26 protein-coding genes are annotated in these 26,435 nt (G+C 35.3%); 15 read left to right on the top strand and 11 right to left on the bottom strand.

The features are described from left to right. Nucleotides 1–70: 70 nt before the first annotated feature. From AsFPU1_RS12110 to AsFPU1_RS12095, 4 genes are all read right to left on the bottom strand, one after another. Nucleotides 71–2,923, bottom strand: a complete 2,853-nt coding sequence (locus AsFPU1_RS12110; protein WP_227873516.1) for a Calx-beta domain-containing protein — start codon at nt 2,921–2,923, stop codon at nt 71–73. 212 nt (nt 2,924–3,135) lie between these two features. Continuing rightward, a complete protein-coding gene (thrC, locus tag AsFPU1_RS12105) occupies nt 3,136–4,269 on the bottom strand; it encodes a threonine synthase (RefSeq protein WP_124974878.1) in 1,134 nt (377 codons plus the stop codon). A gap of 161 nt (nt 4,270–4,430) precedes the next feature. Continuing rightward, on the bottom strand, nt 4,431–5,495 hold the full coding sequence (gene ygfZ / locus AsFPU1_RS12100) for a CAF17-like 4Fe-4S cluster assembly/insertion protein YgfZ (protein ID WP_124974876.1): 1,065 nt from the start codon (nt 5,493–5,495) through the stop codon (nt 4,431–4,433). Between the two features lie 26 nt (nt 5,496–5,521). After that, the gene (locus AsFPU1_RS12095; protein ID WP_124974874.1) at nt 5,522–5,920 is read right to left on the bottom strand and encodes a hypothetical protein; all 399 of its coding nucleotides are present in this window, start codon (nt 5,918–5,920) and stop codon (nt 5,522–5,524) included. A gap of 120 nt (nt 5,921–6,040) precedes the next feature. On the opposite strand from AsFPU1_RS12095, the gene AsFPU1_RS12090 reads away from it, so the two are divergent. The 9 genes from AsFPU1_RS12090 to psbC all read left to right on the top strand — a co-directional run bounded on the left by AsFPU1_RS12090 (nt 6,041) and on the right by psbC (nt 13,398). Then, nucleotides 6,041–7,336 carry a J domain-containing protein gene (locus AsFPU1_RS12090; RefSeq protein WP_124974872.1) on the top strand — a complete coding sequence of 432 codons (1,296 nt, stop codon included), beginning with the start codon at nt 6,041–6,043 and terminating at the stop codon, nt 7,334–7,336. 140 nt (nt 7,337–7,476) lie between these two features. Next, nucleotides 7,477–8,118, top strand: a complete 642-nt coding sequence (locus tag AsFPU1_RS12085) for a hypothetical protein (protein WP_227873519.1) — start codon at nt 7,477–7,479, stop codon at nt 8,116–8,118. Nucleotides 8,119–8,276: 158 nt separating this feature from the next. Beyond that, nucleotides 8,277–8,480, top strand: a complete 204-nt coding sequence (locus AsFPU1_RS12080) for a hypothetical protein (RefSeq protein ID WP_124974868.1) — start codon at nt 8,277–8,279, stop codon at nt 8,478–8,480. Then, nucleotides 8,480–8,710 carry a DUF1828 domain-containing protein gene (locus tag AsFPU1_RS12075; RefSeq protein WP_124974866.1) on the top strand — a complete coding sequence of 77 codons (231 nt, stop codon included), beginning with the start codon at nt 8,480–8,482 and terminating at the stop codon, nt 8,708–8,710. Before AsFPU1_RS12080 ends, AsFPU1_RS12075 begins: the two co-directional genes overlap by 1 nt. Continuing rightward, complete coding sequence (locus tag AsFPU1_RS12070; protein ID WP_124974864.1) at nt 8,711–9,013, top strand: hypothetical protein; 303 nt, start codon at nt 8,711–8,713, stop codon at nt 9,011–9,013. It begins immediately after the preceding gene. Between the two features lie 13 nt (nt 9,014–9,026). Continuing rightward, nucleotides 9,027–9,809 (top strand): ABC transporter permease, encoded by a 783-nt coding sequence (locus AsFPU1_RS12065; RefSeq protein WP_124974862.1) that lies wholly within the window; start codon nt 9,027–9,029, stop codon nt 9,807–9,809. 45 nt (nt 9,810–9,854) lie between these two features. Next, nucleotides 9,855–10,637: an energy-coupling factor ABC transporter ATP-binding protein gene (locus tag AsFPU1_RS12060; RefSeq protein WP_124974860.1), complete on the top strand. Its 783-nt coding sequence runs from the start codon at nt 9,855–9,857 to the stop codon at nt 10,635–10,637. A 339-nt stretch (nt 10,638–10,976) separates the two neighbouring features. After that, nucleotides 10,977–12,032, top strand: coding sequence for a photosystem II D2 protein (photosystem q(a) protein) (gene psbD, locus AsFPU1_RS12055; protein WP_124973550.1), 1,056 nt, complete (start codon nt 10,977–10,979; stop codon nt 12,030–12,032). Continuing rightward, nucleotides 12,016–13,398: a photosystem II reaction center protein CP43 gene (psbC, locus tag AsFPU1_RS12050; RefSeq protein WP_124974858.1), complete on the top strand. Its 1,383-nt coding sequence runs from the start codon at nt 12,016–12,018 to the stop codon at nt 13,396–13,398. Before psbD ends, psbC begins: the two co-directional genes overlap by 17 nt. Before the next feature lie 60 nt (nt 13,399–13,458). Here the strand turns inward: psbC and AsFPU1_RS12045 are convergent, their stop codons facing one another. The 5 genes from AsFPU1_RS12045 to AsFPU1_RS12025 are packed head-to-tail and all read right to left on the bottom strand — an operon-like array spanning nt 13,459 to nt 18,336. After that, nucleotides 13,459–14,553 (bottom strand): glycosyltransferase family 4 protein, encoded by a 1,095-nt coding sequence (locus AsFPU1_RS12045; RefSeq protein WP_124974856.1) that lies wholly within the window; start codon nt 14,551–14,553, stop codon nt 13,459–13,461. A gap of 16 nt (nt 14,554–14,569) precedes the next feature. Further along, a complete protein-coding gene (locus tag AsFPU1_RS12040; RefSeq protein WP_124974854.1) occupies nt 14,570–15,808 on the bottom strand; it encodes a glycosyltransferase family 4 protein in 1,239 nt (412 codons plus the stop codon). Nucleotides 15,809–15,844: 36 nt separating this feature from the next. Next, on the bottom strand, nt 15,845–16,789 hold the full coding sequence (locus tag AsFPU1_RS12035) for a glycosyltransferase family 2 protein (protein WP_124974852.1): 945 nt from the start codon (nt 16,787–16,789) through the stop codon (nt 15,845–15,847). Nucleotides 16,790–16,834: 45 nt separating this feature from the next. Then, nucleotides 16,835–17,668, bottom strand: a complete 834-nt coding sequence (locus AsFPU1_RS12030; RefSeq protein ID WP_124974850.1) for a hypothetical protein — start codon at nt 17,666–17,668, stop codon at nt 16,835–16,837. 35 nt (nt 17,669–17,703) lie between these two features. Then, entirely contained in the window at nt 17,704–18,336 is a 633-nt protein-coding gene (locus AsFPU1_RS12025; protein WP_124974848.1) for a response regulator, read from the bottom strand. Nucleotides 18,337–18,500: 164 nt separating this feature from the next. Between AsFPU1_RS12025 and AsFPU1_RS12020 the strand changes: the two genes are divergently transcribed. Beyond that, on the top strand, nt 18,501–19,268 hold the full coding sequence (locus tag AsFPU1_RS12020; protein WP_124974846.1) for an MBL fold metallo-hydrolase: 768 nt from the start codon (nt 18,501–18,503) through the stop codon (nt 19,266–19,268). Between the two features lie 147 nt (nt 19,269–19,415). Here the strand turns inward: AsFPU1_RS12020 and AsFPU1_RS12015 are convergent, their stop codons facing one another. Then, complete coding sequence (locus AsFPU1_RS12015; RefSeq protein ID WP_124974844.1) at nt 19,416–20,024, bottom strand: DUF8637 domain-containing protein; 609 nt, start codon at nt 20,022–20,024, stop codon at nt 19,416–19,418. Nucleotides 20,025–20,306: 282 nt separating this feature from the next. Between AsFPU1_RS12015 and AsFPU1_RS12010 the strand changes: the two genes are divergently transcribed. Continuing rightward, entirely contained in the window at nt 20,307–20,864 is a 558-nt protein-coding gene (locus AsFPU1_RS12010; RefSeq protein WP_124974842.1) for a retropepsin-like aspartic protease family protein, read from the top strand. A gap of 13 nt (nt 20,865–20,877) precedes the next feature. Here AsFPU1_RS12010 and AsFPU1_RS12005 read toward each other — a convergent pair whose 3' ends face one another. Further along, the gene (locus AsFPU1_RS12005; protein WP_172957501.1) at nt 20,878–22,038 is read right to left on the bottom strand and encodes an FAD-dependent oxidoreductase; all 1,161 of its coding nucleotides are present in this window, start codon (nt 22,036–22,038) and stop codon (nt 20,878–20,880) included. A 55-nt stretch (nt 22,039–22,093) separates the two neighbouring features. Here AsFPU1_RS12005 and AsFPU1_RS12000 point away from each other — a divergent pair, with 55 nt between their 5' ends. From AsFPU1_RS12000 to devC, 4 genes are all read left to right on the top strand, one after another. Next, nucleotides 22,094–22,981 carry a 4-hydroxybenzoate solanesyltransferase gene (locus tag AsFPU1_RS12000; protein ID WP_124974838.1) on the top strand — a complete coding sequence of 296 codons (888 nt, stop codon included), beginning with the start codon at nt 22,094–22,096 and terminating at the stop codon, nt 22,979–22,981. 67 nt (nt 22,982–23,048) lie between these two features. Continuing rightward, nucleotides 23,049–23,834: an SDR family NAD(P)-dependent oxidoreductase gene (locus AsFPU1_RS11995; RefSeq protein WP_124974836.1), complete on the top strand. Its 786-nt coding sequence runs from the start codon at nt 23,049–23,051 to the stop codon at nt 23,832–23,834. Nucleotides 23,835–23,920: 86 nt separating this feature from the next. Next, nucleotides 23,921–25,228, top strand: coding sequence for an ABC exporter membrane fusion protein (locus AsFPU1_RS11990; protein WP_124974834.1), 1,308 nt, complete (start codon nt 23,921–23,923; stop codon nt 25,226–25,228). Between the two features lie 29 nt (nt 25,229–25,257). Beyond that, nucleotides 25,258–26,430: an ABC transporter permease DevC gene (gene devC / locus AsFPU1_RS11985; RefSeq protein WP_124974832.1), complete on the top strand. Its 1,173-nt coding sequence runs from the start codon at nt 25,258–25,260 to the stop codon at nt 26,428–26,430. The last annotated feature ends 5 nt before the right edge of the window (nt 26,431–26,435 follow it).

Below are 26,435 nucleotides of genomic sequence, written 5' to 3'. Positions count from 1 at the left end.
GATCCTGAATTGGATTTCATATTAGTTGTTAGGGATAAATTGATTTTCCATAACAACTAATTAATCGTGATTACACAAAGCTAAATGCTTTACTTTCAAGACTCATAGAATTAAGGTCTGAAACAATACTGATCAGTTCTTGATTATCCTGATTGTTGTAGAAATTTTCTGTTCCTTTGACATCTTTACTGCTATTAATATCATCTTCAAAAGATGATATTAATCGATACATTAGTTGAATAGTATCATTTTGTTGTTCTTGAAAATTTTTAAGGATAGGCAAATCGTCAAAACCTATCTCATTAAAATAAGCAGATTTACTATTTCCTAAACTAAATAAATCTGCTTGTGTAGTTCCAGTTAGAATATCAATCTTATCAGTCGAATTTAACAATGTAGCAGAGGGTCGTGTAATGCTTGCTACTTTTGTTACCGTAGTGATAGCATCATCAGTTAGAATAGTTCCTATTCCTTGTCGATCGGCAATAGTAGCATTAGTTGGATTACTTAAATTGACAAAAAATTGTTCATTAGCTTCACTATTAGAATCCGCATTCACTGTAACACTAATGGTTTTTCTAGTTTGTAGTGGGTTAAACGTCAGTATTCCACTCTTACCTATATAATCAGACCCCGCAACCGCCGTTCTATTAAGGGTATTATAATTGACGCTTATACTTTGACTACTAGCATTAGAAAGACTAACTGTAAACCAGAAAGTTGTTGTTGTTCCCGAAATATTCCTTTCTAATTTAGTAACATCATTAATAGAAATAGTAGGTTTACTATCATTATCTGTAATGGTAACAACTCCTTGATTATCACTGATAGTAGCATTTTTCGCATTAGTAAGATTCACAAAAAACTTTTCGGCAGTAGGTTCATAAACAGTGTTATTCATTAGGTTAATCGTAATGAATTGTTGAGTTACCCCTGCATTAAATGTTATTGTCCCCGTCTGATCCGTATAATCTTGTCCAGCGATCGCACTACTATTAGTAGTATTGTAATCTACACTGACTACATTATCAAGAGACTTAGAGAGATTAACCCTTAAAGTTGCTGTACCATTTTTTTCATTAACAGTAACATCAGTAATAGATAATCTTGCTTGTACATCATCATCGATAATATTTCCCAAACCTTGAGAGTTTAGCAAAGAAATAGATGCAGGAGTAGTGCTATTTTTAAACAGTTGTAAGATAAAATTTTCATTGTCTTCATCAGTTAGATCACCATTAACTTGTACTTCAATAGTTTTCTGAGTTTCACCCACTAAGAAATTAAGACTTCCATTAGTTATTGAAGCATAATCAATTCCTCCCGTTGCTGTTCCATCAATGGTGTTATAATTAAGGGTAAATGCTTCAGTGGCAGCATCAGAAAGATTAACGGTGAATAATAACTTAGTTAAACCACTATTACCTTCGATAACTTGAGCATCACTAATAGAAACCCTTAAGATATCAGCATATTGAATATTGATTTGATCGGTAAGATTAAGGTAATAATCTTTTAAGGTAATCGAACCATTTGTTCCTAATCCTAGCACTAAGTCATTAAGATTTTGGGTATGAGTAACCTCAGAGAAATTATAATCTAGTTGTAAAATATCTTGACTGGTTCCATTGTAAATGATATCGTTACCTGTCTCTATTGTGGAATTATAACCACTTACTTTATTAGCTATAGCATTGAGGTAAATATTGTCACTACTCTTAGAATTAATGAGATTTTCAATGAAGGTATCATAAGCAATTTGTGTTCCTGAAGCAGTGGTTTGATAAGCAATACCATTGATGGTATAAGTCTTTGCCTGATAAACATTATTTTGAGTAATAAATCCCCCAGGATTTAAGTCAACTCGATATCCGGCAGTATTAGCAGCAACAAGGGATAAATCAATCGTATCATTGCCGTCTCCATCCCAAATTGTTTGTTTGACAACATTAGGACTATTAGTATTTAATCCCGATTGACCATTGACGGTAAATTTATCAATGGTTTTAAATAAATAAGTATCATTAGTAGTAGTGACTCTGGCCCCATAAAGTGATTGTAAAGCGGCAATATCTAGGGGTGCAAATGTTGAGGCGGTACTGACATCTCCATATTTGAAATTATAACCCATCACGGTATTATTAGAGTTATCTAAAGAGGGATCTAAACCTCCATCAAAAGAATGTTGTAATCCTAAAGCATGACCAATTTCGTGAATAAGAGACATAAAACCATGTTTACCTCCTGGATTTTGAAACCCATTAGTATTGGCAGCATTATCATAGGTTCCCTTAAGGTATACATCTCCTGCTAAATCATCTATGAAAGGATAATAAGTATAAGCATAATTAGGGCTATCAGATAGCATAAATCTCATCTGCCCATAAGTACTGGTATCAGTTTCTTGAACTTCAAGGAAGTTGACATTAATGATACTTTGAACCCAATTTAAAATAGATCTAACATTGCTTTTGATACCTTCACTAACTTCTCTAATTCCTGTTTGAAAACCATAATATGAACCAGCAAAGATAGTATCTTCATAAAAACTGTAGGTAACAGTCTTATTTGTTGATGTCAAATACCACTGAGTTCCAGACAAAATGGCATCTATAGGAAGGTTAGTCGTTGTGTCTTGAGGAGAGAGAGAAGTGGTTCCGCTACTAACCGTATTTTGGGGAGTAATATTATCTAATAATATTGGATTTGTACAACTAGAACAAGAACAAGATAAATTGGAATTGCAAAACACATGACCTAATTTATTACCTACCCATCCAGTTTGTTGATCTAGTAAATTATTAATACTCAAATTATCTCCTAGTTTACCTTGATCTAGGATAGGGTTTTCCATGGAAGATAGGGGATTTGCTGAATCAGGAGTATTAATAATCGACTGTAAAGTATCTAGAATAACGTTCATATGACCTCTTTAGGGAATCTGAGAAATCAATAATATTGATCTACTCAAATATTTATATCCTGAAAAGGTAAAGAAAAAGGTTAACTTTGGGTAGAATTAACCCGATAAGTTCTAGACTTTTGGGTAAGTTCTGGCTTTCTACGGCACTAATGTATTTAACTGGATTGAGCAATGTTAAGTATTAATTGGTACTTTATTCAATAGCAAGTCCCTTAAAAACCCATAGCCTCAGCAACAATTGATAAATCAGGTTTAACCCCTGATTTCACTTGATTGTTACTATGTTTAATAGCACAATCAGGATCTTTAAGTCCATTTCCTGTTAAGACGCAAACAATTGTTATCTCATGGGGAATTTTATCTTTTACCTTTAATAAACCGGCTACAGATGCGGCACTAGCTGGTTCACAAAATATCCCTTCTTGAGATGCTAAAATACCATAAGCGTCTAATATTTCTTCATCAGTAACAGCATTAAATTCTCCTAAACTGGCTTCTTTTGCTGCCCAAGCTTTATCCCAACTAGCAGGGTTGCCAATACGAATAGCAGTAGCTAATGTTTGAGGATTAGAAATAGGTTTACCAAGAATAAAAGGTGCAGCACCCGCAGCTTGAAACCCCATCATTTTAGGTAATTTATCGCTCTTTCCTAAACTATGATATTGACAAAAACCCATCCAATAAGCACTAATATTTCCCGCATTTCCTACTGGAATACATAACCAGTCAGGGGCATTTCCTAAGACATCAACTATTTCAAAAGCGGCAGTTTTTTGTCCTTCTAAACGATAAGGGTTGACAGAATTAACTAATTTAACGGGATAAGTTTCTGCTATGTTGCGAACTACATTTAAAGCCTCATCAAAATTCCCTTCAATGGCGATGACTTCTGCCCCATATAATAAAGCTTGGGCAAGTTTACCAAGTGCTACATACCCATCAGGAATAATAACAAAAGCCCGCATTCCGGCCCGTCTTGCGTAGGCGGCCGCAGCAGCAGAAGTGTTTCCGGTACTAGCACAAATAACAGCTTTAGCCCCTTCTTCTTTGGCTTTAGAGATGGCCATGGTCATCCCCCTATCTTTAAAGCTTCCTGTGGGGTTTAAACCGTCGTATTTGACAAATACTTTGACTCCTCGTCCTATTTGTTGAGAGATGTAGGGAACAGGAATAAGAGGAGTGTTACCTTCGAGAAGGGTGATAACTGGTGTCGCTTCGGTGACAGGAAGATAGGGACGATAAGTTTCTATTAACCCCCGCCAAGGTTTGAAGTCTGAAGCAGGTGAGGTTACGGCTGATGTGGCGTTCGCTTGTGGAAAGGGAGAGGTTAAAGGTTGAACAGTCATAAAATTAAAGGTTTCAGACTTCTGTTTCTTGGGCAGGATATATTTATCCCTAAACTTCTATTCTATCTAATTTCGTCCGAATTCTCTATCATTCTTTAGGATGGAATGTTTGATAAGCTTTTTCTACTTTAGCCAAGTTCCACTAGAAAAACCACTGTTTCTTACATAGCAGCAGGTTGATAATAATCATGACTTAAAAATGGCACAGCTATTAATTCTCCTGTTGCTTCTCCTATTATAACTCTTAATCCTTCTCCTCCTGCTTTAGTTTTAACATAAGTTAATCCCCAAAATTCTTGATTTATTTCTGTGCAACTGGTTAAAATTCCTACTTTTTTCTCATCAAGAGTAACTGGAGTTCCCTGTTCAACTAATTGACTTAATTTTAGCCCCCAAAGACGTTGTTTAACACCTTGATAAGTATTTAATCTGGCAATTGTTTCTTGTCCAATATAACAACCTTTATCAAAGGAAATGGTTGACCATAAACCGGCTTCTAGTGGGTTATAATCTTCGGTTAATTCATTATCAGGAAATGGTCGCCCTTGTTTAATTCTTAGTTTTCCCCAAACATTATCCCCTGCAGGAATAGCCCCTAATTCTATTAATTTTGTCCAAACTTCTGCTACTTGGTTAATAGGAATACTTAAGGTATAACCAGGAATAGCTAAGCCATTTCCTACACCAACTCTAATCACATTATTGTCAACTGTCACTAAATGATGACTATTTTGAGGTTGTCCCAAAATATCATTAATTCCCCATTGTTTGATAATATTATCACTTTCAGGGCCGATTAAACTAAAAATTGCATTCTCATCAGAAATATCGGTTATTTCTACTTTATCCAGGGGAAAAAGATACTTATCCATCCATTCTAATAAGAATTGACGACGGTTAGGAGAAATTAACAGAAGAATGGCTTCATCTGTCACATAAACTGTAGCAAGTTCTAAAGTTCGTCCAGTGGAATTAACAAAAACTGTCTGACATCCTTGACCAGATTTTATAGAATTGATATTATTTGTAGTTTGATTATGAAGAAAACGAGCGCGATCATTGCCTGTTAATTTTAACAGTCCCCAGTGACAATTATGCCATAAAATTACTTGATTATAAGCCGCTTGATAAGCTTGAGAGTCATTGCCAAAAGTAGTGATAGCTGTTTCGGTTTCGTTTAAAATTCCTTCTAGTTGTAGTTGCCGTTCTCGTAATTGTTCTAGCATATTAATCAACCTTAAAGATTTCGGGTTTAATGGATAGGTAAATTAGCAAATATTTCTTGGATTTTTTGTTTTGCTTTATCATCTAAGCAGGGCCAATTAATATTTCCTGTTTTGTCAATCAAGTTAGTATCTATTGATACAATTTGTGTTTCTGATGGAGAAGTTTCATCTTGGTCTAAATAAGGATTATAATCAATAAAACACACTTGAAAACAAATATCCCATATATTTATTTTAATTAAATATTCTTGATGAGTCAAACAGAGTTGATATCCGGGTAATGGAGTTTGCACATCTTCATAAGTGCCTATCCAAGTTGACGTTTCTAATTTTTGACGCAAGTGATCAAGAACACGAATGAAAGTAGGCTGCATTAATAATTGAGCTTGTTCCCAGTCTAGGGTATTCTTAAATTTAGGCTTCATAGACATAAAGGAGATGAACTAAAATGAATAATAATCATTATTGACGAATTAGGCAAGGGTTAAAACAATAAAAATATTTATTATTTTCTGATATAATTAATAAAATTTTAGTCTAAGTTGATGAAAAACGCCAAAAATTACTATACAATTCTACAAATTTCTCGTCAAGCAACTGTGGCACAAATAAAAGAAGCTTATCGTCGCTTAGCTCGTCAATATCATCCTGATTTACATCCTAATGATCCTATTTCTGAAGACAAATTTAAAGAAGTTTGTGAGGCTTATGAAATTTTGATAAATCCTGATAAACGCATACAATATGATCGTAATCTTCCAGAAGACTTTGAGACAAAAAAAAAGGATTCTTCTTCAGCCAAGTCTTTGTATATTCAAGGAATTAATAAGGCCTTGGATAAAAATTATCAAGGAGCTATTAAAGATTATAATCAAGCAATTAAACTTAAACATAATTTTTTAGAAGCTTATGTTAAGCGTTGTGAGGCTTATTTTAACTTGAATCAAGATCATCAAGTCTTAGCAGATTGTCAATCAATTATTAGAATTGATTCTCATTGTTTTGAAGGTTATTATTATTTGGGTCGGTCTCGACAAAGATTAGGATATTTAAACGGAGCAATTGAAGCTTATACTCAAGCAATTGATATTAAAAATGATTCCGCTTACTCTTATTATTATCGAGCCTTATCTTATGACGAATTAGATGATAAAATTAAGGCTTTAAATGATTTACATAAAGCAGCTAATATTTTTGAAATAAAAGGAGATTTTAGGGGTTTACAATTAGCACAAAATAAAATTAATTATATCAACAAAAAAATTAACCCTATAGAGCAATTATTCAATCGTGATTTTTCTACTCCCAAAACTTCTATTATTAAACTGATTTTTACAACATCTTTTAATATTATAATTGATCCAGGAGGAAGAATTCTGTCTTCTTGGTCAAAGTTAACCCCAAAACAAGCATTAATAATTGGTTGTTTTTATGGCCTGTTAGGGAATATTATAAATGTGTTAAATATTTACATAAATAAACAAGATATGTTATCTCAAACTTATTTAATAAATTTATTTATATTAGGACTTTTTCCTTTTATATCTTTAACTATTTTAAGCTTAATTTTTTATTTAATTAATCACAGAATACCTAATTTAGCATCTATTATATTTGTTGTTGGAGCATCTTTATTGCCTGCTACACTGATCATTATGACTAATTTTCTTAATCTTCCTAATTTTGTGAAATTAATCTTGATGATTTTTGCCTTATGTTATACTATTCTGATTTTATATAATGGTTGTCTACAAATTTTTAATTTTTCGGAAAAAAATTCAGCTTTTGTCAGTTCGACTATGATAACTATCATAAGTTTAAATATTTGGCTATTTAGTTAAATTTAATCCATCGGTTATAATTAAACTATCCAAAAATAATTTTTAAGCAAATGTTAAACCAGAAAAATAATGCTAAATGGAAAACTTTATTGATAGTGATAGGAACTGGTTTACTCTTTTTTAAGATAACTACTCCTGCCATGAGTCAGTCTACACCACCGAATACTTTTAATAATAATTCATCAGAGGAGACAATTGACTTATCCCCTGAAATTTTAAAAGATAGTCCAGTCTTACAACAATGGTTAAAAGAAGTTCCTAATGTGTTAGAAGATATTGATAATGATCCAAGTTTTCGGACTCGTATACGAATGGGATATGCTGAGTTTCCTTCTACTAGACATCGAGGAGGAATTAATATTGGTGCAGAAGATATTTTTATCGGTAAAACCGGATTAACTATTAGTGGAGATTATCAAACTTCTTTTGGAAATCGTGAAGCAGGAGGAGCAGATTTACACTATTATGTCTTACCATTAGGCAGTTATATTAACATGGCTCCCTTGGTAGGATATCGTTATATTAGAACTAATAATTATTCTGAAGATGGGGTTAATGTTGGGGGTAAAATCATTCTTCCTTTATCTCGTACAGGTGCATCTGATATCTCATTTTCTCAAAGTTTTATCTCTCCAGGGGATAGTAATGAAGTAGGAATTACAACAGTATCATTTGGATATGCACTTACTAGAAATATTCGTATCTCTACCGAAATCGAAAAACAAAATTCTAGAGCAAAAAAAGATAGTCAATTTAGTATTTTATTCGAGTTTATGCCGTAATTATTAATAAATATTATGATCTAAGTAAAATCTAAAGATATTCATTCCACTAGCACTATTAATGCTAATATTAAAATGTCAGTGAGCTTGCCTGTTAGTAACTGACAGCTTGATTGAGTAAAATAAATGATAAGGTGTAGATCAATTTTGTTTTAATTGTGCTAACACAAGATGAGTTTGAAGGTTTAATTAATGATAAAAGTAAAATGTATAAAGATAAACAAGCTTATGTTCCTCCAGACATAACAGCTTCCGTTGATGAACCTACAACAGTTTGGCAACAATTCTGCATTGAGTCTAATATTACTCATAATGGTTTAATGAATGATCCACCACTATCGCAATTAGATATATTTCCATAATGTCTGAAATATACCAAATTATTTCATTAACTATCGGTAGACAGTTTTCTTGTTCGACCATTGATGGTTTTGTCCGTATTCGTACTCCCTATCTCTATCCAGATGGGGACTTTATTGATTTGTACTTAAAACAGAAGGAAGAAGGCTACATTTTAACAGATTTAGGAGAAACAATACGTTGGTTAAAGATGCAAAGTATATCTCAAAAAATGTCAGAAAAGCAAGAATAATTGCTCAAAGATACCCTTTTAACCTTTGGAGTTGAAAAATATAAAGGAATGCTAATTATTAAAATAAAAAAATTAGAAGAAATAGCTGCTGCTGTTACAGATTTAGCACAAACTGCATTAAGAATTTCGGATATTTGGTTTACTTTTAGAACTAGAGATTTAAAATCTATATTAGACCAGGTTTCAGAATTTTTAGATCGGCAAAAAATATGCTTTGAGAAAAACAAAAAATTTAAGGGTCGTTCAGGAAGAAATAGAAAAGTAGATTTTTATATTAAGAATCCATACAATGTTATTGAGTAGTAATTAAAAGATAATGAAAACTTATTTTAAAGTTTTGAAACTATTTTGGATAACGGCGATCGCGGCCGAATTAGAATATCGTTTAAACTTTTTGATTGCCATGCTTAGTAGTTTAGCTAATTTAATTGGCAGTCTATTTAGCTTATTTCTTTTTTATAGAACTGGCTATACTTTTGAGGGATGGACTTGGCAAGAAGCGATGATAGTAATGGGAATCTTCACCATATTACAAGGAGTTTCAAGTATATTTTTAGTTCCGAATCTTAATCGAATTGTAGAACAAGTTCAAAAAGGAACCTTAGATTTTATTTTATTAAAACCTATTAGTAGTCAATTTTGGTTATCTGCGAGAATCATTTCTCCTTGGGGAATTCCTGATATAATTTTTGGAATAAGTATCATTATTTATGCTGGATGTCAACTAAAGATAACAATATTAGATTATTTAATAAGTAGTCTAATTCTTGGATTAGGTATTATCATTTTATATAGTATTTGGTTTATGTTAGGAGCAACCAGTATTTGGTTTGTTAAAATCTATAATGTAACAGAAGTATTGAGAGGATTATTAGAAGCGGGAAGATTTCCCATAGTCGCTTATCCGGTTGCCTATCGATTTTTCTTTACCTTTGTGGTTCCGGTAACTTTTTTAACGACAGTTCCCGCAGAAACCTTGTTAGGAAGATATAATCTTTCTTGGATGTTAGGGTCAGGATTACTGGCAATATTATTATTAATCTTATCTCACTATTTTTGGAAATTTGCGTTAGGATTTTATACCAGTGCGTCTAGTTAAGACTGATTAAATAGTTGGATAATAGGTTGATTCTAAGTTGTAAAAATGCACCATAACCCAGTATTAATTGAAAATCTCAGCCATACTTATGCTGATGGTACTTCATCTCTTAATGATATCAACTTATCAATTAAAGCCAATGAAAGAGTAGCTTTAATAGGAGCAAATGGCTCAGGAAAATCCACTTTACAACTTCATCTTAATGGAATTTTTTTACCTCAAACTGGAAAAATAAAAATAGGACAATGGTTAGTTAATTCTCAAAATTTAGCCCTTATTCGTAATTTTGTTGGGTTAGTATTTCAAAATCCCGATGATCAATTATTTATGCCTACGGTTTGGGAAGATGTGGCCTTTGGCCCTATGAATGGGGGAGTCAAAGGAAAAGAACTAGAACTCAGAGTCCTAGAAGCGATGGAAACCGTTAATCTTAACCCTCAAGTGTATGGCCATCGGAACCCGGATAACCTTTCCGGTGGGGAAAAAAAACGAGTGGCGATCGCAGGGGTCTTGGCCATGCAGCCCCAAGTGTTAGTCTTAGATGAACCCTCAGCCCAACTAGATCCGCGATCGCGCCGTCAATTGATTAATTTATTACAAACCCTACCCCTGACGCAATTAATCGCCACCCATGATTTAGATTTAGCTTGGGACTTATGCGATCGCACAATTATTTTGAGTCAAGGGAAAATTGTCTATGATGGAGACACAGACAAGGTGATGAGTGATGCTGATTTTTTAGCGAAACACGCCTTAGAACCGCCTTTAAGCTATAGTCGCCCTTATTGTAACTTAGGGGATTTCCCCCAACTGACCCAGGGGTGGTAAGGTAGGGTCAGAAGAATTATGAGACAAGATGTGTCAAATTGTAAATTTTTTGCTAATAATAGTCTAAGGACGGCTAAACACAAGCCTCTCCTAATATCCCAGACTTGATCAGGGATTGGGGTGAGATTGTGCTAGTTTAAGAAATATTAATGATCCACTCATTAAGTCCCTAGAGGAGTGAAAACGGCTCAAAAAGCCAATTTTACCAGCCTACTCAGTCAAGCTGAAAAGCTTTATCTCGGTCGCCTCCTAATAAGAAAATGGGACGATAATGACCTAAACTAGATAACACTCCCGTTAAGAAATCTTGCCATCGAGTTGCTAGAGGATTAAGACCCTATGACCATTGCAGTCGGACGCGCACCAGAAAGAGGATGGTTTGATATCCTCGATGACTGGCTTAAGCGCGATCGCTTTGTCTTCGTTGGTTGGTCTGGTTTACTACTATTCCCCTGTGCCTATCTGGCTTTAGGCGGCTGGTTAACCGGAACCACCTTTGTTAGTTCTTGGTACACTCACGGATTGGCTAGTTCCTACCTCGAAGGTTGTAACTTCCTGACCGTTGCTGTATCTTCCCCTGCTAACGCCTTCGGACACTCCATCTTATTCCTTTGGGGCCCTGAAGCTCAAGGTGTATTTACCCGTTGGTGTCAAATCGGTGGTTTATGGACATTTACCGCCCTTCACGGTGCTTTCGCTCTGATTGGCTTCATGCTACGTCAGTTTGAAATTTCCCGTCTAGTAGGTATTCGTCCTTACAACGCCATCGCTTTTTCTGCTCCTATTGCGGTTTTCGTCAGCGTATTCCTGATGTACCCCTTGGGACAATCTAGCTGGTTCTTTGCTCCTAGTTTCGGAGTAGCCGGAATTTTCCGTTTCATCCTCTTTTTACAAGGTTTCCACAACTGGACACTTAATCCCTTCCACATGATGGGAGTAGCGGGTGTTCTCGGTGGTGCGCTACTTTGTGCTATTCATGGTGCTACAGTAGAAAATACCCTGTTTGAAGATAGTGATCAAGCGAACACTTTCCGGGCGTTTGAACCAACCCAAGCAGAAGAAACCTACTCAATGGTGACAGCTAACCGTTTCTGGTCACAGATTTTCGGTATTGCTTTCTCCAACAAACGTTGGTTACACTTCTTCATGTTATTTGTCCCGGTAACGGGTCTGTGGATGAGTTCCATTGGTATTGTAGGCTTGGCCCTCAACCTACGGGCTTATGATTTTGTCTCCCAAGAATTACGGGCTGCTGAAGACCCTGAATTTGAGACATTCTACACCAAAAATATTTTATTAAACGAAGGTCTACGAGCTTGGATGGCTCCCCAAGACCAACCCCATCAAAACTTTATCTTCCCTGAAGAGGTACTTCCCCGTGGTAACGCTCTCTAATATGCCTGCTACCAGTGGACGTGACCTAGAATCTACTGGATTTGCTTGGTGGTCGGGAAATGCCCGTCTAATCAACCTTTCCGGTAAACTTCTAGGGGCCCATGTCGCCCACGCTGGTTTAATCGTTTTCTGGGCAGGGGCTATGACCCTGTTTGAAACTGCTCATCTTATCCCTGAAAAGCCCATGTACGAACAGGGCTTCATTCTTCTGCCTCACATTGCTACTCTAGGTTGGGGTGTAGGGCCGGCCGGTGAAATTACTGATACTTTCCCCTTCTTTGTCGTTGGGGTGTTACACATTATTTCTTCGGCGGTTCTCGGTTTCGGTGGTATTTACCATGCTCTACGGGGCCCTGAAACCTTAGAAGAATATTCCAGTTTCTTTGGTTATGACTGGAAAGATAAGAACCAAATGACCAATATCATCGGTTATCACCTCATTCTTTTGGGATGTGGTGCGTTGTTATTGGTTTTCAAAGCCATGTTCTTTGGCGGTGTCTATGACACTTGGGCCCCTGGTGGCGGAGATGTGCGTGTGATAACTAATCCTACTCTCAATCCGGCGGTAATCTTTGGCTATTTAGTCAAAGCCCCCTTCGGTGGTGAAGGTTGGATTATTAGTGTTAACAACATGGAAGACATTATCGGTGGTCATATTTGGATTGGCCTGATTTGTATCTTCGGTGGTATTTGGCACATCTTAACTAAACCTTTTGCTTGGGCCCGTCGCGCGTTTATCTGGTCTGGTGAGGCTTATCTCTCCTACAGTTTAGGCGCGTTGTCCATGATGGGTTTCATTGCCTCTGTGTTTGTTTGGTTTAATAACACTGCTTATCCCAGTGAGTTCTATGGCCCAACTGGCATGGAAGCTTCTCAATCTCAAGCCTTCACCTTCTTAGTGCGTGACCAACGTATGGGAGCAAATATCGGTTCTGCTCAAGGCCCCACAGGTCTAGGTAAATACCTGATGCGCTCTCCTACTGGTGAAATCATCTTTGGTGGTGAAACCATGCGTTTCTGGGACTTCCGTGGCCCTTGGTTAGAGCCTCTACGTGGTCCTAACGGTTTAGATTTAGACAAGTTAAGAAATGATGTTCAGCCTTGGCAAGTTCGCCGTGCTGCTGAATATATGACCCATGCTCCTCTAGGTTCTTTGAACTCTGTGGGTGGGGTTATCACCGATGTTAACGCTTTCAACTATGTATCTCCTCGTGCGTGGTTAGCGACATCTCACTTTACCCTTGGTTTCTTCTTCCTGGTTGGTCATCTGTGGCACGCTGGACGTGCGCGGGCGGCTGCTGCTGGATTTGAGAAAGGGATTGATCGTGAGACTGAACCCGTACTCGCTATGCCTGATCTTGACTAAGATTTAGGTCAAAATATTTAAGGACTCCTGCTTTTAACGGCGGGAGTTTTTTTTACTAGTTTATTTCCCTAAAGAGCGATAAACATCGATGGTTTGACTAACGGTTTTTTCCCAACTAAATAACTTAGTTCTTTCCTTTCCCTTTTGGATGAAATTATCCCGTTCAATTGGGTTTTTTAAGAGGAATCTTAATGATTCAATAAGATCATCAATCGACTCAGGATTAAATAATAAAGCAGCCTCTCCCACTACTTCAGGAATACTAGAACAATTGGACGCAATAACAGCCGTTTCACAAGCCATAGCTTCTAAGGGAGGAATGCCAAACCCTTCATAAAGTGAGGGATAAACCAAGGCAATACTATTACGATAAAGTTTAGCTAGATGAGTATCTGTGACATAGCCATAATTTTCAAGACGATTATCTAATTTTAAGTCATCAATCATTTTGAGTTCTTGTTTATTAAATGGTGCGCCAATAACACAAAGTTTTAAGTCTGACTCAACATCACAAACTTGAGCAAATGCAGAGAGTAAACGATCAAAGTTTTTATATTTAGAACGACTGCCAATAAACACATAATAAGGAGCTTGAGGAATAGTTTCAGAACTATAGGAAAGACTAATATCGATTTCGGGAGCTAAATAAGTCACCCAAATTTTTTCTTCTGGAACAGCATATAGATTGATTAAATCTTGCTTTGTATTTTCAGAAATACAAATGATTGCTTGTGCTGCCATAATAGCCTTACGTTTGATGGGAATTGTAAAACGACTATCCGGTAGATTATTAGCAAAAAGTTCATGAATCATATCATAAACTGTAATTGCCATTGGCAATCGATAAGATTCAATACTTTGTCGATTAACTAATGAATAATAGGTCGGATGGACAATATCAAAATTATTAAATCTGTTAATTGCTTCAGCATATAACTTATCAACCAGAATACGAACACGCTCAGGACGAAATTTTTGATGCCATCTGATGATTTTTAAATTGGGGTGTTCAGGGTAATTTAAATCACGATTATTTTCCGTTAATAAAGTTGGGTAATAATTATTAGAAAGTCCTTTAATTATATTAGAAAAGTAACGATTAATTCCGCCAGTTACCTGATACTTATATATTTGACCATCGTAAAGAATTCGCATAATTTTAATATTGAATCTAACTAATAATTAATAATAATTTTTCCGTCAAAAGTTCTCTAGAAAAATTAGCTGCAATCGTTTCTTGAGCAGCTTTTCCTAACTTACGACATAAGGTACGATCTTGCCAAAGTTGTTTCACATAATCAGCAAATTCCTCAGCATTATTAGCTATAAATCCATTAATACCATGATTGATAGGCGAATTTTCAGCCCTTTGTTTAAGCGCAATAACAGGAAGTCCATGAGCCATAGCTTCAACAATTTTTACCTGTTGACCAGTTCCACCAATCACAGGAGAAATAACAAAGCTTGATAATTCATACACCTTTTTTAAATCGGGAACAAATCCTCTGATTATAACTCTTTCTTCCGGTTTAGGAATTAACTTAAATTGGAAATTTCCTGTAACTTGCCATGAAAAAGAGGGAATCTCTTGTAAAATTTGAGGTAAAACTTTTTGAGTAAAGTAAAAATAACCTTGTATATTAAAAAGATTAGGCCCTATGGGAAATAAGGCTGAATCTTGATACTGATTAGATAAATAACAAGGTTCTTGTGTCATGGGAAGTAAAATAACTTTCGTTTTATTTGTATTTTGTTCAATCAGATTTTTTTCTGTCGAAGAAATAGCAATTGTTGTTTGATATTGATCATAAATTTTATACTCTTCCTCATCTGTTTGTAAATTCAAAACTTCAAAAAAATTCTCTTTCAATAATTCATCATCTATTCTATTAGCTTTAATAAATTTATTTGATAAATAGGGACTAATTATATCTCGCATTTTTGTATTTATAGTTACCAGATCATGAGTTTCAATCACTCTCCTTATAGATTGAAATTCCCGATGATTTATTAACTTATCCCAATAGCAATAGTTCATGAAGATAATATCAGGAACAATTTCTCTAATAATCTTACTGCTCCATAGACAGATACCAATTGGACTATTTATACCGGAATTTAAAGGAGGATTTATTTTAAGAAAAGTATAGAATTTTTGGTTTAATTTTATCGAGTAACTATCCCATTTATTAGGATGATATATTAACACATCTTTAACAAACTTTTTTTTCAAGGCATCAATACTTGATTCTTTCCATTGATTTTCAGAAGAAAGTGTTGAACTCAATAAAAAAATTTCACAGTCTATTTCTTTTAACCCAGAAATTATCTCAAGACAACGTTTGTGAGCGCCGCTTTTGGGAGGCCAAGGATTATGAGGAAAAAATAAAACAACTTTTTTATATGTCATCAGTTGAAAACTGCTTAAGTAAGTTAACAATTCCAGTTATTCTTTAATAGAACGAACCCATGAAGGACAATCTCCAAATCTACGTTGTATATAGTCCCTAAAAGCAGCTAAACTAACTTTGCATTTTGCTTTTTTGTTAGGACTTGAATTAGAACTTAAATAACCTCGCATACTTTCATAAATTTCTGGTAATATTATTCGTTTATACACTGATATTATCTGATTCAATTGTAAATGTTTTTCCATCCATAATAATCGGTTTCTTTCCATAAAATATTGCTGATGAAATTTACCTGCACCCCCAACAAAAGAGGCAGAAATTTTATGCCAAACTTTAGCACTAGGCACGATCAAAGATTGATATCCTAGTTTTTTAGCTCTGTAACACCAATCGAGTTCTTCCCAGGTTAGAAAAAATCTTGATTCAAGCAAACCAATCTTTTGGATCACTTCACTCTTTATTAATAAAGCACATCCACAAGCATAGTCAACTTCTTTAACATCATTCCAAAACCCTGAATCGTCAATTTCATTACCTCCAATATGCTCAGATTTAGCTTTTTCTAGTTGCCAAGTTCCACCCGCAAACCAAATTTTATTAGGGGTATCAAAATAGTAGATTTTAGCTCCAAAAATACCTGCTTTGGGATAATTTTCACTGGCTTTTATAAAGTTTGTCAAAAGATTTTTATCAACAATAGTATCATTATTTAGCAATAATATATAATCTGTATTTTCTGAGAGCGCATAGCGAATTCCTACATTATTACCTTCTGCATACCCTAAATTAGCATTATTTTCAATTATTTTTATGTGAGAATATTTTTCTCTTATAGATTTTACAGAATCATCTGTAGAACCATTATCAACAACGACAATCTCATAATTATCATAATCAATTTTTGTACTTGATTCTAAACACTCTAAAGTATCTTTTTTTCCATTCCAATTTAAGATAATAATTAATATTTTAGGATTCATCTTCTCTTAAACTCCTTAAATTATGAGATTATGACATACTTTTATTCAACTTATAACCGCAGAATATTTAACTAATCCTTTTTCTATTAATAAACTGTCACGATTACAACTATACACGATATTCCCAGTTCCGTCAAGATTTTTAAGCATAAAATCGAATTTATCAAAAATTGTAGTTCCCTGATAGGGAATGGCACTAAAATGAGTCTTTTTTTCTTGAGTGATAGAGGTTGTCCAGTCTTTCCAGACGAAATTGAGTTTTTCAAGCTCATCTTGAAAAAAGTAACGAGGAGAATTAAAATCAACACCAATTAACTTAATAGTTCTTTGAGGATATTTGATAGAAACATAATTTAAAACGGTACTTAGGCTGCCTCTATAATGAAAAAGTGGCTTTTGTAAACTATCACCCCAAATATTCCCTTCTAACCAATGTTGATGAGAAATTAATTCAAATTTACAATTTTCTGGAATTAAGAATAAGTTGGTATTCGCTTTTTCCCCATGAAACAATTTGTTATGAATTTCGTTTTCAATTTCTAAGTATTTCTTTTTTAAGATAAAAGCAATTCTTTTTGAACAAAATCTTTGACCAGTCATGGGATGTTCTAGGATTGTCTTAGAAATAATAAAAGTCAATCCTTCTAACTTATTTTTTCTACACACATTAAAAATATGTTGTAAAAAATTAACATTGGAAAGATCGTAGGCATCAACAAAGTAAATATGATTAGGAAGAATTTGACTTTTTTGATAAAAAGCCATAAATTTATTGATTGCTATGATTACTTCACATTGATTTATATAGTTAATTTCCTCAGATGATAAGTCTAAAATTGATAAACCACTGCCTAAAATAATAACATCCTTATTGCTCATATTTATAGATAATAATTATGTTCCCTAAAACATTATTATACCAGTCCAGAACGCAAAGCAATAACGGCCGCTTGTACTCGATCATCAACGGCTAATTTATTCATAATCCCTCTGACATGAGTTTTAATTGTATTGGTACTAAGATATAAATGTTCAGCAATTTCATTATTACTTTTTCCTTCCACAATTAACTTTAAAACCTCTAATTCTCGTTCAGAAAGTAAGCTAATATTTTGATTAACTTCTGGGCTAGGTGGTTTAAGATTATCTAATACTAATCGAGCAATTTGGGGATCAAGATAAGTTGCCCCATCTTTAGCTGCTTCAATAGCTGCTAATAATCGTTCTAAACTCGCCCCTTTGATACAATAAGCATCAGCCCCACTCGATAAAGCTGCTACTACCTCTGTCTGTGAGGTATGAGAAGTAAGCATCACCACATGAATATTGGGTGATTTTTCCTTAATCTGCTTAGTAGCAGCAATTCCGTCCAAACGAGGTAAACCAATATCCATTACAATTAAATCAGGCTTAAGTTCTAATGCCTTTTGTACTCCGGCATAACCATCTTCAGCTTGTCCGATGATTTCAAAGTCAGGATATTCACTTAAGGCTTGCTCTAATCCCAACTGCATTAGGGGATCATCTTCGACAATTAAAATTCGCATTTTACCTGATTTAAGATTATCTTTTAGTCTAGCACAAACCTTGATTCATTTGAGAAAATAAATAATTGAGAAAAACTAGCTGCTCGATTTTCAGTCGAGCAAAACCATTGGGACTTAGATATAATAGTAAGTAAATGTCAAACAAAACACTTAATTTAAGGTTTATGCAATTAACGTGGCTTGATAGTAATTCCTGGTTAATAGAAATTGCCCGAAAAAGAATCCTTATTGACCCTTGGTTAGTTGGTTCCCTTGTTTTTGGTAATCTAGACTGGCTTTTTAAGGGAATTAAGTCTATTACCTATACCATTGATCAACCCATAGATTTAATTATTTTATCTCAAGGACTTGAAGATCATACCCATATTCCAACCCTCACAGAATTAGACCATAATATTCCTGTGGTTGCTTCACCTAATGCAGCTAAAATCGTTAAAGAATTAGGTTATAAACAAGTCACAGAATTAGCCCATGGACAAAGTTATACTTTAGATAATAGTATTACAATTAAAGCTGTCCCTGGCTCGCCTCTTGGCCCTCAATTAACTGAAAATGGTTATATCATTACGGATTTAATTGAACAACAAAAAATTTATTATGAACCTCATGGTTATCATTCTTCGACATTAACAGAAGAAGGAAAAATTAATGTAGTTATTACTCCCATTGTTGGTCTAAGTATACTTCATTTAGTACCCATTCTTAAAGGAGAAAAAACCACTTTAGAACTTTGCCAAACTCTTAAACCACAGGTTATTTTACCAACAGCAGGATCAGGAAAAGTAGACTATGAAGGATTTCTAAGTAGTGTAATACGAGAAGAAGGAACTATTGCAGGTTTTCGTCAAATGTTAGCTAAATACAATCTTGTAACCTCTGTATTAACTCCTCAACCTGGACAAACTGTTCAGGTTACATTGGCCTCAGTTTAAGCAGAAAAAGATACCTTTTGTAGGTGTCTAATATCATTTATTACTGTCAACTTAACGCTCTAAAACCTTAGCTTGCAAGGAACGTAAGTTCCTTCCTAATACACAAAGTAATCTTTAGATGACTAATATTAAATCTAAATTCTTAGTCTATTTTTTCCTGGTAATATTAGCTGAACATACCTCTAACGCTTCTAAAACAGCATCAGGATGTTTTGACATAAAAAATGCTTCAACTTCATAGGGTAAATCTTCAGATTCATAAAGATTCAAATCCTTCCAGTCTGAAGACTTTAAACTGCTTATTGATGCTCGAAATCTAGAGGAATTTGAGTTAAAAATAGGAGCAACACGCTCATTATTTAAACCCGTAGCACAATCTTGAACTACGTGCCAACTTTCATGAGCAAGAGTTTCGATATATAAAGAAAAGTCTCTGCGATTATTTTGACAAATTGTTAACCGATTATAGAAAGGTTTATAATGACCCATTAATCCAGGTTCACAGCTTTCATAACTCAAGACAATACCAATTTTTTTTAAAGCCTTGAAAAATTTTTCTTCATACCCATTATATCGAGTAATATTCGGTTCATGTAAATCAATACACTTTCCCTGATTATTAACCCAATAGTGACTGTAATTACAACTATTAATATTATAGGGGTTATGACGAGAAACTTGCTGAGCTTGTAAGGGCAAAGCCATCATTAAACTACTCGACACTAAAGAAGCAAGGATAACTGACTGAGTTCTCATGTGGCACTAACTCTCATGATTCTGCTATCGTTAGTGTTCCCGAAGTTGTTGCAAAAATTACCTTAACAATGATGATTTTAATCACTTATTAAGTGTGATCAAGATCACTGACATTAAGTTAAGATTATGTTTATTTCTTATTAACTAAGAGTTGTTATAGAATGAGACAAAGCTAATTAACTTGGAATAAGTCAATTTATTGCAGAGACTTTTTATGTTAATTTCGGCTAATACTTGGGGAATATTAAGATTGAAAACTTTTAACGGATTGATTAATTTGTCATGATGATTAAGAAAACGATTATTGCTGTAGTTGCCTTTGCTGGTATTGCTTTTGCTCCTAATATTACCACAATTAAAGCTCAGCAACCTTGTTTTTTACAGGGAAGTAATGGTCAACTTATTGATCTTAGTCATTTATGTGGCAATCCAACTTCTCCACCTTCGCAAGAGACTGTTTCTCCTAAGAGTGGAATGTTTAAATTGCCTATTAAACGTCGAGTGTCTGGAATTCCAGTAGTTGATGTTACTTTTAATGGAAAATATACAGTTGAAATGTTGTTTGATACAGGGGCGAGTGGTATTACAATTGGGACTGATATGGCATCTGCAATGGGAATAAAAGCTCATGACAGTGCTTATTCTCAAACCGCAGGTGGTATGGTTCCCATTGGTATTGGCCGAGTTTATTCTGTAAAAGCTGGAGAACTTATGGCTAAAAATTTGGAAGTTTCTATTAATCCTTCTTTGTCTAAAATTGGACTTTTAGGTCAAAATTTTTATGGTAGCTATGATGTAACAATTAAACAAAATCAGATTGAATTACGAGCTAGATCATAAGCTAAAATCTAGTTTATTTAGGCTTAAATTTAGCCATAAATTGTCGATCAATATAGTCTTTCCAAGTCCATAACCAGGAAGATTCCCATCCGAAACAACCCCAAGATGCGATCGCTTTTTTATCACCAGTTCCGATTAAACTTAAATAATACTTCTGAGGAATATAACTTTTTAATGGTTTGTCTAAAATAATTCGCTGTAAATTATTAAATAAAGGTTGACCTTGACGAACGGCAAAAACCCCCGCTTTAGGACGAGGATAATGTTCTATTGTGGCAATATCTCCTGTGGCAAAAATATGAGGATGAGAAAGAGATTGTAAGTAATTATTGACTAAAATAAATCCTTTTTCATCGGTCATTAATCCTGACTCTTTGATCCAATTAGGTGCAGATGCTTGAGTCACCCAAAAAATAGGATTAGATGGAATTATTAACCCAGATTGACATATTATTTGATAATTATTGTCTATTTTAGGAGCAATTTTTGTTACTTTTTCGTTTAAATAAATTTGGATTTTTCTTTCCTTTAATATTTGCTGAAATCGTTTACTGACCCAATCATTATGACCTGTCAAAAGAGTTGAACCTTGATGCAATAAATGAATAGTTAAATTATCTAACGGTTGATGAGAATTTTGTAAAATATTCTGGAGACGAGTTTGCATATTTAAGGCTAATTCAACTCCCCCTGCACCACCACCAACAATACTCACAGAATAAGTATTTTGTGGGGTATTAATAACTTGATTAATTAATTGATTCCAAGCTTCTAAAAATTGAGGTACAGGTTTAGCTCGAATCGCATATGTAGAAGCACCAGGAACCTGATCAGTTTTCGGTGTACTGCCAATATCAATAGATAAATAATCAAAAGAAATAGGCGGATAATTCTGACAAATTACTTGATTATTAATTAAATCCAATCCTATCACTTGCTCTAAACAAAATTGAGCTTGAGAAAATTGGGATAGATACCGTAAATCTAAGTGAATTTCTTCAAACTTATAGAAACCTGCCACATGACCTGGTAACATACCCGAATAAGGGGTATAGCAGGTATTAGTAATAAGAGTTAGACGCACCCCAGGAATAGGATTAATTCCCCATAATTTTAAAGCGATCGCGTGGCTATGTCCTCCACCAATTAAGACTAAATTCGGTAGAACCATAATGTTAAACTTATAATTAGTAATTTGAATTATTTACTATATTTTTTGTTTATTGACTATGGTGATTCAATCCCAACTTAACACCGAACCCACATGGTTAACCATTATTCGTCTGCTACGATGGGATAAACCGGCCGGACGGTTCATTTTGATGATTCCCGCATTATGGGCTATTTTTTTAGCTGCGCGGGGTATTCCTCCCTTACCCTTAGTCGGGGTTATTATTTTAGGAACCCTAGCCACAAGTGCCATGGGATGTGTTATTAATGATTTGTGGGACAGAAATATTGACCCCCAAGTGGAACGAACCCGCACCCGTCCCTTAGCTTCCCGTGCGCTATCCGTTAAAGTGGGCATAGGAATCGCCGCGATCGCATTAGGATGTGCAGCTATTCTAGCATTTTATCTCAATTCCCTGAGTTTTTGGCTATGTGTGGCGGCGGTTCCCGTGATTGTGGGTTATCCTTTAGCTAAGCGAATTTTTCCCATTCCTCAATTGGTGTTATCCTTGGCCTGGGGATTTGCCGTTTTGATTAGTTGGACGGCAGTAACGGGCAATATAGAGGGTGCTACTTGGGTATTATGGGGAGCAACCATCTTTTGGACATTGGGGTTTGATACAGTTTACGCCATGTCTGATCGAGAAGATGATCAAAAAATTGGCATTAATTCTAGTGCCTTATTTTTCGGGAAATATGCCGCCGAAGCAGTGGGGGTCTTTTTTGCCACTACAGCCGGATTATTCGCTTATTTGGGGGTAATAATGCCTCTCAGTGTGGGATATTGGATCGCTTGGGGAATCGCTTTAGTGGGATGGGTGATACAATATATTCGTTTGAGTTCTCCTGAAATTCCTATGTCTACCTATGGCGAGATTTTTGGTCAAAATGTTTGGCAGGGGTTTGTTCTATTAGGAGGAATTATTTTATCAAAGATTTGGGTTTAAAACCCTGTCGTGCAAATAAGATTCATCTACATACAAAAAACGTTCAAAAAGTTTAAGGAAAACTTCCATGTTCCATTATCAAGGCAAGACCGCGTTAATCACTGGAGCATCCTCTGGAATCGGTGAAGTATTTGCAAAAAATCTGGCTAAACGAGGTATGAACCTTATTTTGGTCGCCCGCAGTGAAGAAAAACTCCGAATGTTAGCTAGAGATCTTCATGAACTTTATAATGTCAGCACTGAAGTTATTGTTGCTGATCTCAGTCGTGAAAATGTTGCTTTCGATATTTTTAAGACTGTCGAACAAATGCAGCTAACAGTGGATATGCTAATTAATAATGCCGGGTTTCTTAATTATGATCCCTTTGAGCAAATTGGAATTCAACAAGATCACAACCAGATAATGGTCAACGTTACAGCTTTAGTTGATTTAACTCATCTATTTATTCCTGGAATGCTTGCCAAAGGAGATGGATCTATAATCAACCTTTCTTCTAGTGGTGCTTTTCAGCCTATGCCTTATATGGCAGTTTATGGCGCAACTAAAGCATTTGTTCTCTCATTTAGTGAAGCTCTTTGGGCAGAGTATCAAAATCGAGGATTACGAGTGTTAGCCCTTTGTCCTGGACCGACTTCCACGGGAGCATTAGTCAAAATATTTGACGATGGAGGGGCCACTCCACCATTGCAAGTGGTGACAGAAGCGTTAAAAGCTTTAGAAGCAGGGCGCAGTTATGTTATTCCAGGACTAAAAAATTATTTTTTGGCCAATGTTATTCCTCGTCTGTTACCCCGCAGTATGATGGTACAACTTTTAAAACGAATTACTCACCCTCGAAAGTTACTCGATTAAAAGCTCACGATAGATCGCTGATTAAACATTTTATTATGTAGCAACACCAACTTTGAAGGAAGTAATTTCAATTACCAAGAACCAAAATGAAATCTCCAATCCTTGCTAAACCCGAACAGTGGACTACTACCCTTATGATTACTATCGCCGCCATAGGGGCAAGTTCAATCGCTACTTATACCATGCTACGATACCAATCTGAAGCAAAAACGATCACTCCTGCTGTCTCTCCCACGGAAAAAGCACCGCCCAAAGTGGCGGCTTTGGGGTATTTAGAGCCGAAAGACGAAGTGATTAAAATTTCTGCTCCAGCTTTTGCGGAAGGGGCCAGAATTGAGCGATTGCTGGTCAAACGCGGCGATCTCCTCAAAACCGGACAAATCATTGCCATTCTTGACAGTCATCCTCGGTTAGAGGCAGCTTTAAAACAGGCTCAATCCCAACTCATTAGTGCAAATGCTCGCTTAGCTCAAGTTAAAGCAGGTGCCAAAATTGGAGATATTCAAGCACAAGATGCCAAATTTCAACAATCTCAAGCAGAATTGACCGGACAAATCATCACACAAAAAGCCACTATTGCCAGTTTGGTGGCTCAGTTACAAGGAGAAAAAGGGGCGCAACAAGCCACAATTGAGCGGCTTAAAGCTGAGTTAAACAACGCTCAGACCGATTGTAACCGCTATGGTCTATTATATGAGAATGGGGCAGTGTCCGAGCAAGAACGGGATAATAATTGTTTACTGGCCAAAACAACCCAAGAAACTCTCAGGGAAGGACAAGCGAACTTAAGTCGCATTGAAATGACCTTACACGAAAAGATCAACGAAGCTCAAGCTAACCTCAATCGGATCGTTTCTACCCAAAAAAGACAGATTGAACAAGCTAGTGCTACTCTTGATGCGGTTGAGGAAGTACGTCCAGTCGATGTCGAAGTGGCTCAAGCTGATGTTATTACAGCCCAAGCCGCAATTCAAAAAGCTGAAGCGGATTTAAACTTATCTTATGTGCGATCGCCCAAAACGGGACAAATTTTAAAGATTCATACTTGGCCTGGGGAGTTAGTCAAAGATCAAGGCATTGTTGATCTTGGTCAAACAAGTCAAATGTATGTAACCGCAGAAGTTTATGAAACCGACATTGGTCGTGTTCAAATTGGACAACCAGCAACAATTAAAATTGATCGTTCCTTGGGTGAATTGCAAGGAATCGTAGATGAAATTGGGTTACAAATTGGGACAAAAAATATTTTGGGAACTGATCCGGTGGCTGATGTGGATGCGAGAGTTGTAGAAGTGAAAATACGCCTGAATCCTGAAGATAGTAGAAAAGTCTCAGAATTGACTAATTTACAAGTCAAAGTATTAATTAATACCACTAAAGCAATTCAAAAATGAGCCTAAATCATTAAATTCTTAGACTGATTATGATGAGAAAAATTCCCACGGCTTGGTTACAGCTAGTCCACCAAAAAACTCGGTTAATTGTTGCTTTGTCCGGGGTTGTTTTTGCTGTGGTCATCATTTTTATGCAATTAGGTATTCGTGATGCTTTATTTGATAGTGCTGTTCATTTACACAAAGGGTTACAAGGAGACGTTTTTTTAATTAGTCCTCGTTCCACTTCTTTAATTGCGATGGAAACTTTCCCAGAACGTCGTCTTCTTCAAGCGTTATCTTTTGATGAAGTCGAGTTTGTCAATCCTATTTATTTAGATTTTGCTCAGTGGAAAAATCCCTTAACTAAAAACTATTGGCGCAATATATTTGTTATTGGAGTAGATCTCAGATATCCTAATTTTGATTTACCAGGAATTTTGGAAAATCTAGATAAATTAAAATTGCCTAATGTGGTTCTTTTTGATAAAAATTCTCGCGCTGAATTTGGTACTATTGTGAAGAATTTTGAGCAAGCAGGAACGGTAACAACTGAAGTAAGTAATAATGCTGGAGATAATCGTAAAATTGAGGTTGTGGGTTTATTTGAATTAGGAACGTCTTTTGGATCTGATGGTAATTTATTTACTAGCTATCTTAATTTTTTAAGAATTTTCAAAACTAGAGATAAAGGATTTATTGATATTGGTTTAATTAAATTAAAATCGTCTACCGATACCCCAATGTTTATGGAAAAACTCAAAAATTATCTTCCCCAAGATATTAAAATTTTATCCAAGGAAGAGTTAATTAAGTTTGAAAAAAACTATTGGCAGTCGAGTACAGCGATCGGGTTTATTTTCAACTTGGGAGTTTTCTTAGGAATTCTAGTGGGAGTAGTGGTTGTTTATCAGATTCTCTATACTGCGGTTTCTGAGCATTTATCAGAATATGCTACCCTTAAAGCAATCGGATATAGACATCGATATCTGTTATCTATGACCTTAAAACAATCTTTGCTAATCGCTATTTTAGGGTATTTGCCAGGATTTGTCTTTTCTATGGTTCAATATCATTTTGCTAAACAATCTACCTTGTTGCCCATTGAAATGACGGTTAACAGAGCCGTTTGGGTTTTAGTCTTAACTATAGTTATGTGTTTTGTTTCTGGTGCTACTGCTGTGAGAAAGCTACAAGCAGCCGATCCAGCCGATATCTTTTAACGGTT

The sequence above is a fragment of the Aphanothece sacrum FPU1 genome (assembly GCF_003864295.1).
Classification (GTDB): Bacteria; Cyanobacteriota; Cyanobacteriia; order Cyanobacteriales; family Microcystaceae; genus Aphanothece_B; species Aphanothece_B sacrum.
This window is presented reverse-complemented; position numbering and strand designations above follow the sequence as displayed.